Here is a 12,206-nt window from a genome sequence, read left to right on the forward strand (position 1 = left end):
GTCGAGAAAAAGCGCCGCCTGCCCTGAATTTTCTTAACTGGCCGAGGCCGTGCCGGCATCGCCATCCCCTTGAGGGTCAGGCCTCGGCACGCGCGCAGTCTGGCAAGGTCGACGGTTGTTTTTCAACAGCCCAGACGCCTTTCCGTCAGCCCAGGGCATCGCTGGCAGTGGCATCGAGACACAGCCGAACCTTGCCTATCAGCTCGTCGATCTGCTCTTCGTTGATCACCAGCGGTGGCGAAATGATCATGGTGTCGCCTACCGCACGCATCACCAGGCCGTTGCGGAAGCAGTGTTCGCGACAGAGCATGCCCACACCGGGATCAGCGAAACGTTCACGAGTCTTCTTGTTCTTTACCAGTTCCAGCGCACCCAGCATACCGACGCCACGGGCCTCGCCTACCAGCGGGTGCTCGACCAATTCCTGCCAGCGAGACTGCAAATAAGGTGCCGTCTTCGTCTTGACCCGCTCGATGATCTTTTCCTCGCGCAGGATGCGGATGTTTTCCAGCGCTACCGCAGCCGCCACCGGATGCCCCGAATAGGTGAAGCCGTGATAGAACTCGCCACCTTCGTTTAGCGTGTGCACCACTTCGTCGCGTACCACCACGCCGCCCATGGGCAGGTAGCCAGAAGTGAGGCCCTTGGCGATCGGCATCAGATCAGGCGCATTAGCGTAGTGATCGCTACCAAACCACTCTCCGGTGCGACCAAAGCCACAGATGACCTCATCGGCGATAAAGAGAATCTCGTATCGCGCAAGGATTTCGCGAATCTTCGGCCAGTAGCTGTCTGGCGGAATGATCACGCCGCCAGCACCCTGGATCGGCTCGGCGATAAAGGCGGCGACCTTGTCCTCACCGACCTCCAGGATTTTCTGCTCCAGCTGTTCTGCGACCCGAACGCCGAACTCTTCCGGGTCCAGATCACCGCCCTCGCCGAACCAGTAGGGTTGATCGATGTGCTCGATACCTGGAATTGGCCCGTCGCCCTGCTCGTGCATCGCCTTCATGCCACCGAGACTGGCGCCGGCGATGGTCGAGCCGTGATAGCCGTTCCAGCGCCCGATGACCACTTTCTTCTGCGGCTTGCCCTTGATCGCCCAATAGTGGCGCACCATGCGCAGCACGGTGTCGTTGGCCTCCGAGCCGGAACCGGTAAAGAACACATGGTTCATCCCTTCCGGCGCGATCTCGGCGATGGCCTTGGCCAAAGCGAGTGCCGGGGGGTGGGCGGTCTGGAAAAAGAGGTTGTAGTAGGGCAGCTCGCGCATCTGCTTTGTCGCCGCCTCGACCAGCTCTTCGCGGCCATAGCCGAGATTGACGCACCAGAGCCCGGCCATGGCATCCAGGATCTTGTGGCCTTCGCTGTCCCAGAGATACACACCCTCGCCACGGGTGATGATGCGCGTGCCCTTGGCATTGAGCGCCTTGAAATCGGTGAACGGCGGCAAGTGGTGGTCGCGGCTCAGGGCTTGCCATTGCAGGGTTTGCGATTCGCTCATCAATCACCTCTTTTAAAGTTCTGGAGCTTGAAGCCAGAAGCCTGAAGCTTTGGTCTTCCAGCAACGTGGATCACGCTTCATCGATCCACCGAACGGAGCCATGGTGGATGAAAAAAGCGTCATCCACCCTACGACCGCTTTACACCGAGAGCATCAGAAACTCCCGCTCCCAGGAGCTGATGACCCGGTGGTAGTTTTCCTGCTCGGCGCGCTTGACCGCTACGTAGCCGGTGACGAACTTGGGGCTCAGGTACTTCTCCAGCGTTCGGCAGTTCTCCATCCGCTCCAGGGCTGCCTCAAGCGTCAGTGGCAGGCGCAGATTGCGGCGCTCATAGCCGCGGCCCTTGACCGGCTGGCTCGGTGTCAGCTCTTCGACCATGCCGATGTAGCCGCACAGCAGACTGGCGGCGATGGCCAGATAAGGATTGGCATCGGCGCCTGGCAGGCGGTTCTCGACGCGACGATTCTGCGGATCGGAATCCGGCACTCGCAGGCCGACGGTACGGTTCTCTTCGCCCCATTCGACGTTGACCGGCGCCGAGGTATCGGGCAGGAAGCGGCGGAACGAGTTGACGTTCGGCGCGAACAGCGGCAACAGCTCCGGGATGTACTTCTGCAGGCCGCCGACGTGGTGGAGGAACAGCTGGCTCATGGTGCCGTCGCTGTTGGAAAAGATGTTGCGCCCGGTTTCCAGGTCCACGACGCTCTGGTGCAGGTGCATGGCACTGCCCGGCTCGCCGGTCATGGGCTTGGCCATGAAGGTGGCCGCCACGTTGTGCTTGAGCGCCGCCTCGCGCATGGTGCGCTTGAACACCAGGATCTGGTCGGCCAGGTGCAGCGCCTCGCCATGACGGAAGTTGATTTCCATCTGCGCGGTGCCTTCCTCGTGGATCAGGGTGTCCAGATCCAGCCCCTGGGCTTCGCACCAGTCGTACATGTCCTCGAACAGCGGGTCGAACTCGTTGGCGGCGTCGATGGAGAACGATTGCCGGCCCGTCTCCTGGCGACCCGAGCGGCCGATCGGCGGCTGGAACGGCAGATCCGGGTCTTCGCAGCGCTTGGTCAGGTAGAACTCCATCTCCGGCGCGACGATGGGCTGCCAACCCTTGTCGGCGTACATCTTCAGCACGCGCTTGAGAATGTTGCGGGGGGAGATCTCGATGGGGTTGCCCATCTTGTCGTAGGTGTCGTGGATCACCTGGGCGGTGGGCTCGATGGCCCAGGGCACCAGGAATACGGCGTCCGGGTCGGGCCGGCAGAACATGTCGATGTCCGCCGGGTCGAGCAATTCGTAATAGATGTCATCCTCGACGTAGTCGCCAGTGACGGTCTGCAGCAGTACGCTTTCCGGCAGGCGCATGCCCTTCTCGTCGAGAAATTTGTTGGTGGGTGAAATCTTGCCGCGGGCGATGCCGGTCAGGTCGCTGATCAGGCATTCGACCTCGGTAATCTTGCGTTCTTTCAGCCAGCCGGTGAGCTGGTCGAGCTTGCTGGACATATCGACCTCAGAGAGTAATGAAACGAGCGCCGTGCCGGCCCGCGCTCAGCGCCGTCCCGCGCGTTCCCGGCAAGCGCGGGCAAAGCCTTCGAACAACGCCAGGTAATAAGGATGCTCATGCACCTTCCATTCTGGATGCCACTGCACGCCGAGCGCGAAGCTTCGCGCATCTTCGACGGAAAACGCTTCAATCAGCCCATCGGGTGCAAGCGCCTCGATGCGCAAGCCCTCACCGAGTCGCTCGACGCCCTGCCCATGCACCGAGTTGACCTCTATCTGCGCCGGTAGCCCGAGACGCTCCAGCAATCCGCCCGGTTGGACATGCAGAGGATGGCTGAGACCGTACTGCACTTCCACCGGATCCTCGGCGCGCTCACGGTGATCGGCATAGGGTCCGGCCTCATGCACCTTCTGGTGCAGGCTACCGCCGAAAGCGACGTTCATCTCCTGGAAGCCACGGCAAACCCCGAAGATCGGAATGCCGGCATCGACTGCTGCACGAATGAGCGGCAGCGTCAGGCGATCACGTGACGGGTCATGAAGCGTGCCTTCGGCGCTGGCCGGGCCACTGTAATGATGAGGCTCGACGTTCGATGGCGAGCCGGTAAACAGCAGGCCGTCTACGCTATCTAGCAGGGCGGCAGGGTCGATGAGGTCGCCGAGCGCGGGGATGACCAGCGGCAGGCCGGCGATGGCTGCCGCCCGCAGGTATTTGTCCCCGGCAATATGGAAACTGTGGTGGCCGATCTGCCTGGTACAGGCCGAAACGCCGATCAATGGCACGCGAGGCATGGGATACTCGTCTTTTCGGATGGGGCTCGTCGCAGAGTAGTCTTGTTCATTTTTATAGACAATAGCCGAGCGATCCCGCTTCCGAAAGCGCCATCAACGCAGGGCGAATTTTTCGCTGATCGCCCCAAAACCGCCCAATGTGGGCCTCGATGGGGCATTTCGGGGCGCTATTGACAGCGACAAGGCTTTTCGATTGACTCCAAGACACGCTGTTTGATGATTGAAATTTTTAACAATTAAGGTGCTTCATCATGCTTCCGCCGCCGCGTGCCGTTCAGCTCAACGAAGCGAACGCATTTCTCAAGGAACACCCGGAGGTCCAGTACGTCGACCTGTTGATCGCTGACATGAACGGTGTCGTTCGTGGCAAGCGCATCGAACGCGCCAGCCTGCACAAGGTGTATGAAAAAGGCATCAACCTGCCGGCCTCGCTGTTCGCCCTCGACATCAATGGCATCACCGTGGAGAGCACTGGCCTGGGCATGGACATCGGTGATTCCGACCGGACCTGCTTCCCGATTCCCAATACCCTGAGCAACGAACCCTGGCAGAAGCGCCCTACCGCGCAGCTGCTGATGACCATGCACGAGCGCGACGGTTCGCCGTTCTTCGCCGATCCCCGGGAAGTGCTGCGCCAGGTGGTGAGCAAGTTCGATGAGCTGGGGCTGACCATCTGCGCCGCGTTCGAGCTGGAGTTCTACCTGATCGACCAGGAGAACGTGAACGGTCGTCCGCAGCCGCCGCGCTCACCGATTTCGGGCAAGCGCCCGCATTCGACACAGGTTTACCTGATCGACGATCTCGATGAATACGTCGATTGTCTCCAGGACATTCTCGAAGGCGCCAAGGAACAGGGCATTCCCGCCGATGCCATCGTCAAGGAAAGCGCCCCGGCGCAATTCGAGGTCAACCTCCATCACGTCGCTGACCCGATCAAGGCCTGCGACTATGCCGTCCTGCTCAAACGCCTGATCAAGAACATCGCCTACGACCATGAAATGGACAGCACCTTCATGGCCAAGCCCTACCCGGGCCAGGCAGGCAACGGGCTGCATGTGCACATTTCGCTGCTGGACAAGAACGGCAACAACATCTTCGCCACCGACAACCCGCTGGAAAGCGAAACGCTGCGGCACGCCATCGGCGGCATTCAGCAGACCATGGCAGCGTCGATGGCCTTCCTCTGCCCCAACGTCAACTCCTATCGCCGTTTCGGCGCTCAGTTCTACGTGCCCAACGCACCCTGCTGGGGCCTGGATAACCGCACCGTCGCGCTGCGCGTCCCCACCGACAGCCCGGACGCCGTACGCATCGAGCATCGCGTAGCGGGTGCCGATGCCAACCCCTATCTGCTACTGGCTGGCGTACTGGCCGGAATCCATCACGGATTGACCAACAAGATCGCACCGGACGAGCCCATCGAAGGCAACTCCTATGAGCAGGTGGAGCAGAGCCTGCCGACCAACCTGCGCGATGCCCTGCGCGAGCTGGACGACAGCGAAATCATGGCGCGCTACATCGACTCGACCTACATCGACATCTTCGTAGCCTGCAAGGAAAGCGAGCTGGCAGAGTTCGAACACTCGATCTCCGACCTGGAATACAACTGGTACCTGCATACCGTCTGACGCTCCGCCCCGCACCGCTGCGGGGCGACGCAGCGCCCGCTGAACACGGACGGCAGCCATAGGCTGCGCCAGTGCCGGGCGCAATTTCAGAAAGAAGCAGGTTCCGGCCCCGACGTCCCCGGTCTCACTGTCCCACCCGCATGGTGGCTGGCCTGCAACTGGCCGATGGCAAAGGCCAGGGCGCTGAGGTTATAGGGCTTGGTCACCACCGGCACCCGGTCGAATCGCTCGGGAATGGCCGTGCGGGCGCCATAGCCGGTGGCGAACAGGAAAGGATGCTGCGCGGCCTCGAGTTCAGCGGCGATGCCCAGGCTGGTTTCGCCGGCCAGATTCACATCCAGCACGACCAGATCGAAGCGGTCGAGCCGTAATGCGCGCCGGGCATCTTCAAGCGAGCCGGCAATCTCCACCTGCACCCCTGCGTCCTCGAGCATGGTCTGTGCATCGAGGGCAATCATCATGCTGTCCTCCACCAGCAACAGGCGCAGGCCGGCGATCGAGCTCGGGGAATGCGCCTTGGCTGCCCCGGGGCGGCGCGGTTGATCCTGCCCGGCCCAGACGTGTTCGGGGGGCACGTGAAAGAAGGCGAACAGCCCTTCGGGGCGGTACTCGACCCTGGCTTCGCCCTGCAGTTCGAAGGGAATGGTGCGCTCGGTGACGATGCTGCCAAAGCCACGGCGGGTCGGCGGTTGCACTTCCGGCCCACCGCTCTCGTTCCACTCGACTTCCAGCCCGGACCCCTCGACCAGCCGCCAACTCACTGCCAGCTGCCCGCCCGGTACGCTCAGGGCCCCGTATTTCGCCGCGTTGGTCATCATTTCGTGGAACACCAGCGCGAGGGTCTGGTAGCCGCGCACGTCCAGCAGGACGGCGTCGCCCGTCAGCTGGATGCGCTCATCGAGCTCACCCCCGCCGTTCCACGCCAGTGCTTCGGATTCGAGCAGCGCACGTAGCTGGGTCGAGGCACCGCTGGGTGCGTTGATCTGATCATGGGCGCTGGCGAGCGCCTGGATGCGCCGCTCCACTTCTGTTGTAAACCCTTCGACAGAAGTCGCCTGCTGGGCACTCTGGCGCGTCGTGGCGAGCACCAGACTCAGCACATTCTTGACCCGATGGTTGAGCTCGGCGATGAGCAGCGACTGGCTCTCCTGCGCCTGCTGACGTTCGCTGGCGATGAGTTCCGAGCGGCGCAGTACGACCTCCAGCAAGGCCACGCGCAGGGTTTCGGCGATTCGCCGCTCGCTGGCCGTCCAGGGTTTGGCGCGGCCCCGTACGGTTTCACGCCAGGCCTCGAAGCTGTTACGGGGATGCAGCTGCCCGGTCGCCGGGTCGCGCAGCAGCGCCTTGTCCGGGTTGCCTCCCCAGGTCACGGTCTGGATCTCCTCGCGTCGAAAGAACAGCAGGTAATCCTGCGCCGCTCGGGAAATGGGGATCGCCAGCACACCGCTGGCTCGATCGGCAAAACGGGAGGCCGGCGCGATATGTTCGGCAAGCGATGCGGTGGCAAAGATGCGATCAGCCGCCGCCTGGCCCAGGAAGGCGATCAGTTCGGTGATTGCCTCCTCGGGTGGCAGCACGCCCTGCCCGCTGAGCCGCCCGTTCGACCAGACCGCAAGGCCGTCACAGGCGATCATGCTGTTGAGCATGTCGGCGTAACGGTTCAGGTCCTCGAATACCGTGTCCCGGGGCGACATGGCCGCCAGCAAACGATCGTGCGCGTCCTGCGCATCGGACAGACGCTGCTGCTCCAGCTGCTGCTCGCGCACTTCGATCTGCAGGGACAGCATCTGTCCGAACAGTTCTGCCGCCGAGCACAGTGCACCGCTGAGGTAGTGCGGCTCGCCGTGATGACAGGCGATCAGGCCCCAGAGCTGATCACCGCGCATCAGACTCACTGTCAGCGTGGCGCGGACGTTCATGTTTCGCAGGTACTGGATATGTACTGGCGAGACGCTGCGCAGGGCCGCCAGGCTGAGATCGAGCGGCAGCCCGTCAGGGCCGCGCCCGGGCAGTACCGGCACCGGCACGTAATGGACGTCAGGAATCAGCCGCAGCGGCTGACGTCGGTAGAGCGCGCGAGCCTGTGCAGGGATGTCACTGGCCGGATAGCGCAGGCCCAGATAGGAATCGGTGCCCGGCCGCACCGCCTCGGCTACCACCTCGCCCGAGTCATCATGCAGAAAACGATAGATCATGACCCGGTCATAGCCGGTCACGGCGCGGAACTGCTGGGCGGCAAGCGTGAGCAGCCGCGTTACGGTCGGCATGCGCCGCAGCCTGCCCACCAGGCCACGTAACAGGACGACACCGTTGGCGCCCGCCCCCTGTACACTCGGCGCCGCCTCGATCACTGCCAGCCCGCTGGCTATATGCACGGTCAGGTCGTACCGCCGCGGTCCATTGTCGAGCGCAAGGCAATCCAGGCGCTCGGCAGTACCGGACAACATTGCTGTCTGCAGCTGATTGCGGATCGCGTGGACGGTTTCGAGTGGTAGTACACGCTCAAGCAACTGCCCTAGGAGGACTTCAGGGTCAGTCCCGTCGAGAACACTCGAAACGTTGGCCGAGACGTGGGTGATGGTCCAGTCCGGCAAGGTGCAACCCAGCAGCACACCATGGGGTTGGATCGTCCCGGGAAGGTGAATCGGCTCCTGGGCACAGTCGGCGGTAGCGGTCATATAAGGTTCGGTCGTCAACGCAACGCTTCTCCTGCAGCTTCCGAAATCAGGCCCGATTCTGTGGCCTGACATGACCCTTCGACCAGCCCAGCGCCCGATACGCACAGAAAGAATATTGCAGCGTACGTCAGAAATGCAGTGCAAGGCTCGACGTAGCAGCATCCTGGGCCTGTCTGACACAAGGGCGCCTCGGGGTAAGGCGCAGGCAATGGACGGCAATACGCCCTCATCCGCAACGCATTGAGAACGCTCTGGTTTAAACTGCTGCCGCTCGCACAGGAGCATGGCTGATCCACGCTCAACCGCCTTTGCCGAAGCCAATCGTGACGATGCAGGCCAAGGACCCATTGCGATTGAATTCCGCTTGCCGTGGTCAGATGCTCGCCATTGATGAATCTTCGCTCGCTTCCCGGCCCTGAAAAACGCTGTCCCTTTGCAGGAATAACGATGACCACCCTGACCACCACCCCGCGTGCCGACGACTTCCATATGCCTGCCGAATGGGCGCCGCATAGCCAGACCTGGATGGTCTGGCCGCAGCGCCCGGATAACTGGCGGGAACAGGCGACACCGGCCCAGGCGGCATTCGCGGCAGTGGCCAACGCCATCGCCCGCTTCGAACCCGTCACCGTCTGCGCCGCTGCCGAGCACTACCAGACGGCGCGGGCGCAGCTGGACAATCCGCGCATCCGTCTGGTGGAAATCAGCACCGATGACGCCTGGGTGCGCGACACCGGGCCGACCTTCCTGATCAATGGCAAGGGCGGCGTGCGCGGCGTCGACTGGACGTTCAATGCCTGGGGCGGCCTGGATGGCGGGCTTTACGGCGAATGGCAGCGTGATGACGAAGTGGCCCAGAAGATCCTCGAAATCGAACGCTGCGACCGCTACCGCACCGAAGGCTTCGTGCTGGAAGGCGGCTCCATTCATGTCGACGGCGAAGGCACCCTCATCACCACCGAGGAATGCCTGCTCAATCGCAACCGCAATCCGCATCTGTCACGCGAGGACATCGAGCGCCAGCTGGCCGACTATCTGTCCATCGACAAGGTCATCTGGTTACCGCACGGGCTCTACAACGACGAAACCGATGGCCACGTCGACAATTTCTGCTGCTTCGTACGGCCCGGCGAGGTCCTGCTGGCCTGGACCGACGACCGCGACGACCCCAACTACGAACGCTGCCAGGCCGCCTTGAGGGTGCTCGAAACGGCGACCGATGCCTGGGACCGGCCCCTGACAGTCCACAAGATGCCAATCCCCGGGCCGCTGCATGCCACCGAGGAGGAATGTGCCGGCGTCGTACCACTGGCGGGCAGCCAGCCGCGCGACCCATCCATTCGCCTGGCCGGTAGCTACGTGAATTTCCTCATCGTCAATGGTGGCATTATCGCCCCTGCCTTCGGCGACCCCCTGGATAGCGAAGCCGAGGCCATCCTCAGCCGACTGTTCCCGCAGCATCAGGTGGTGATGGTGCCAGGCCGGGAGATCCTGCTGGGCGGCGGCAATATCCACTGCATCACCCAGCAGCAGCCAATCCCCACGCTGACCCACAAGGGCTGAGCCTGCCGCACGCCAGGCAAGCTGAAACCGCGGTGGCCGAAGGGCTGCGCCGCGGCTGCCCGCGGTTATGGATGGCGGTGGTCAGGCAACGATTACCTGGTTCTTGCCCAGGCGCTTGGCGGTGTACATCGCAGCGTCCGCACGCGCGAACAGGGTGCTGAGATCCGGGTCGCTGGCGCGCAGGTAGGTCAGGCCCAGGCTGACCGTCACGCCGAAGCGCTGGCCGTCTGCGCTGGTAAAGACCAGCCGCTGGATCTCGCGCTGCAACCGTTCGGCGATCTGTTCAGCCAGGTCAGGCTGACAGCCGGGCAGTAGCAAGGCGAATTCCTCGCCGCCGATGCGGCCGAACAAATCACCCCGACGCAGCACCGAAGAGCCACACTGGGCGACGCGCTGCAGGACCTGGTCGCCCATCTGGTGACCATGGGTGTCATTGATTCGCTTGAAGTCGTCGATGTCCAGCAACTGGCACGCCAACGGCGTGGCGTACTGCCGGGCCAGCTCGAATTCACGCTGGGCACACTCGAAAAAGTGCCGGCGGTTGCTGCTCTGCGTCAGGACATCGATGGTCGCCAGGCGCTGCAATTCACCTTCCAGCTGCTTCTTTTCAGTGATGTCCTCGGCGATGCCGACAATGATAGGGCCCTGGGTGCCATCGGCGTTGCGCGCGATAAAGCACTTGTCGCTAAGCCAGCGCAGCTGGCCGTCCGCACGGATGATGCGGTACTCGCGCTCCTCGACAGCGCCCTTGTCGAGGACATCGAGCATGCTTTTCTGTGCGTATTCCACATCGTCGGGGTAGATGCTGTTGCGCCACTCGCCGAAGTCCGACAGCAGCAGGGCTGCCGATCGACCAAAGATCTGCTCGTAGGCGGGGCTGACATAAATCATCTGCTGCGCCTGCCAGTCGAATGCCCAGAGCACCGCATTGACGGCACCCATCAGCGTGCTGAACAGCTGCTCGCGCTCGCTCAGTCGTTCGACTTCGGCGCGGGCGTGCATCAGGGCCAGGAGGGTTTGCGCCTCGGTCGGCGGAAGGATGCCGCCTCCCGTTTCGCTTCGCTGTTTCAACAGATTCATACCGGCGTTCCGAAAATGGCGTCAGGCACCGGCGGAAGACCGCAGGGTAACTGCCGCAATGGCACAAGAATGCTGTTCAGAGAGTGCCAGATAGGCAAAGTTCCGAACGGCGCTCCGGCAGACGGCCACGCCGATCAAAGGTCAGGCATGGGCGACAGCCGGCCTGAGCGAATAGGTTTTCAGCTGGTCGGCAAACTCCCGCAGGGACTGGATACCGCTGGCCTCGGCGTCCTGCACCCATTGCTTGATTGCCGCCAGCATCTCGTGACCGTTGGCGCTGGTGCGCGTCCAGATCTGCTGCAGCGCCAGGCGTTGTTCGTAGATCACCCGCAGCGACTGGCTCTGCTCGAGTATCACTGCTATGCGCGCCTGCTGATCCTGCTGCAGCAGGCTCGGCTCGCGGGACAGCAGGCCCTTGGCGCGGTGAAACTGATGGCGCACCGAGGCATCGGCGCGCTGCAGCTCCAGCTGCACCAATGGCTTGATCACCTGCTTGCGGTACTGCGCCATGATCTGGAAACGGTTGTTGAGAATGGCCATGGCGCTGTCCATGTCCAGCTGGTGCTTGGCCTCAATGCGATGGGCGATGGGTGCAGTGCGGTTCACCCTGGCCAGCCCCAGCAGGCTGAACAGCTTGATCCAGGCCCAACCCATGTCGAACTCCCACTTGCGCACCGACAACTTGGCCGAGTTCGGGTAGGTGTAGTGATTGTTGTGCAACTCCTCACCGCCGATGAGGATGCCCCAGGGCATCAGATTGGTAGCCGCGTCGCGGCACTCGAAGTTGCGGTAGCCCACCGCGTGGCCCAGGCCATTCACCACCCCGGCAGCCCATAGCGGAATCCAGATCATCTGCACCGCCCAGACGCTCAGGCCGATGATGCCGAACAGCGCCAGGTCAAGGCCCAGCATGAGCACGATGCCAAGGTTGGGAAAGCGTGAGTACAGGTTGCGTTCGATCCAGTCATCCGGGCAGTTCTTGCCGTAGATGCGCAGGGTTTCTTCGTTCCTGGCTTCCTCCATATACAGCTCGGCGCCGCGCCGCAGCACCGTTCCCAGGCCTTTCTGCACCGGGCTGTGCGGGTCTTCGGGCGTTTCGCACTTGGCGTGGTGCTTGCGATGGATGGCGGTCCACTCACGGGTGTTCATCGCCGTGGTCAGCCACAGCCAGAAGCGGAAAAAGTGTTTGAGGCCACCGTTGAGATCGAGCGAACGATGCGCCGAATAACGATGGAGATAGACGGTAACCGCAACGATGGTGACATGGGTCAGAAGCAGTGTGGCCAGGACCACTTGCCAGGCGGAAAGGTCTAGGAAACCGGTGTACCACATAGTGTCGCTGCCTCGCGGTGTAGAGTCCCGGTCCGCAGATGCGGACCTGATGGCATTATCTACCTCTGCCGGTCTGATACGCCGCCGTCTGTCGTTCTTGGTTTCTTTTTCGTTTCAGGGTCTGACAGAAA

The 12,206-nt window shown here is 62.5% G+C and carries 8 protein-coding genes; 2 read left to right on the forward strand and 6 right to left on the reverse strand.

Annotated elements, in window-relative coordinates; genetic code table 11:
• Positions 1-145: 145 nt before the first annotated feature.
• The 3 genes from AC4LFW_RS18145 to AC4LFW_RS18155 all read right to left on the reverse strand — a co-directional run bounded on the left by AC4LFW_RS18145 (position 146) and on the right by AC4LFW_RS18155 (position 3,794).
• The gene (locus tag AC4LFW_RS18145) at positions 146-1,504 is read right to left on the reverse strand and encodes an aspartate aminotransferase family protein (RefSeq protein WP_491820906.1); all 1,359 of its coding nucleotides are present in this window, start codon (positions 1,502-1,504) and stop codon (positions 146-148) included.
• A 139-nt stretch (positions 1,505-1,643) separates the two neighbouring features.
• Entirely contained in the window at positions 1,644-3,002 is a 1,359-nt protein-coding gene (locus tag AC4LFW_RS18150; protein WP_491820908.1) for a glutamine synthetase family protein, read from the reverse strand.
• Between the two features lie 45 nt (positions 3,003-3,047).
• A complete protein-coding gene (locus tag AC4LFW_RS18155; protein WP_491820910.1) occupies positions 3,048-3,794 on the reverse strand; it encodes a gamma-glutamyl-gamma-aminobutyrate hydrolase family protein in 747 nt (248 codons plus the stop codon).
• 251 nt (positions 3,795-4,045) lie between these two features.
• Here AC4LFW_RS18155 and AC4LFW_RS18160 point away from each other — a divergent pair, with 251 nt between their 5' ends.
• Complete coding sequence (locus AC4LFW_RS18160) at positions 4,046-5,422, forward strand: glutamine synthetase family protein (RefSeq protein ID WP_491820912.1); 1,377 nt, start codon at positions 4,046-4,048, stop codon at positions 5,420-5,422.
• A gap of 86 nt (positions 5,423-5,508) precedes the next feature.
• Here AC4LFW_RS18160 and AC4LFW_RS18165 read toward each other — a convergent pair whose 3' ends face one another.
• Positions 5,509-8,100, reverse strand: a complete 2,592-nt coding sequence (locus AC4LFW_RS18165; protein WP_491820914.1) for an HWE histidine kinase domain-containing protein — start codon at positions 8,098-8,100, stop codon at positions 5,509-5,511.
• Positions 8,101-8,547: 447 nt separating this feature from the next.
• Between AC4LFW_RS18165 and aguA the strand changes: the two genes are divergently transcribed.
• Positions 8,548-9,663 carry an agmatine deiminase gene (aguA, locus tag AC4LFW_RS18170; protein ID WP_491820916.1) on the forward strand — a complete coding sequence of 372 codons (1,116 nt, stop codon included), beginning with the start codon at positions 8,548-8,550 and terminating at the stop codon, positions 9,661-9,663.
• Positions 9,664-9,744: 81 nt separating this feature from the next.
• Here the strand turns inward: aguA and AC4LFW_RS18175 are convergent, their stop codons facing one another.
• The gene (locus AC4LFW_RS18175; RefSeq protein WP_491820918.1) at positions 9,745-10,743 is read right to left on the reverse strand and encodes a GGDEF domain-containing protein; all 999 of its coding nucleotides are present in this window, start codon (positions 10,741-10,743) and stop codon (positions 9,745-9,747) included.
• 141 nt (positions 10,744-10,884) lie between these two features.
• The gene (gene desA / locus AC4LFW_RS18180; RefSeq protein ID WP_491820919.1) at positions 10,885-12,075 is read right to left on the reverse strand and encodes a delta-9 fatty acid desaturase DesA; all 1,191 of its coding nucleotides are present in this window, start codon (positions 12,073-12,075) and stop codon (positions 10,885-10,887) included.
• Positions 12,076-12,206 lie beyond the last annotated feature (131 nt).

This window comes from Stutzerimonas sp. C6.4V (genome assembly GCF_058536345.1).

Excerpts from the sequence above, each read along its gene's own strand:
- AC4LFW_RS18150 (WP_491820908.1), bottom strand. The coding sequence starts at position 3,002 with ATGTCCAGCAAGCTCGACCAGCTCACCGGCTGGCTGAAAGAACGCAAG.
- AC4LFW_RS18155 (WP_491820910.1), bottom strand. The coding sequence starts at position 3,794 with ATGCCTCGCGTGCCATTGATCGGCGTTTCGGCCTGTACCAGGCAGATC.
- AC4LFW_RS18145 (WP_491820906.1), bottom strand. The coding sequence starts at position 1,504 with ATGAGCGAATCGCAAACCCTGCAATGGCAAGCCCTGAGCCGCGACCAC.
- AC4LFW_RS18165 (WP_491820914.1), bottom strand. The coding sequence starts at position 8,100 with ATGACCGCTACCGCCGACTGTGCCCAGGAGCCGATTCACCTTCCCGGG.
- AC4LFW_RS18160 (WP_491820912.1), top strand. The coding sequence starts at position 4,046 with ATGCTTCCGCCGCCGCGTGCCGTTCAGCTCAACGAAGCGAACGCATTT.
- desA (WP_491820919.1), bottom strand. The coding sequence starts at position 12,075 with ATGTGGTACACCGGTTTCCTAGACCTTTCCGCCTGGCAAGTGGTCCTG.
- AC4LFW_RS18175 (WP_491820918.1), bottom strand. The coding sequence starts at position 10,743 with ATGAATCTGTTGAAACAGCGAAGCGAAACGGGAGGCGGCATCCTTCCG.
- aguA (WP_491820916.1), top strand. The coding sequence starts at position 8,548 with ATGACCACCCTGACCACCACCCCGCGTGCCGACGACTTCCATATGCCT.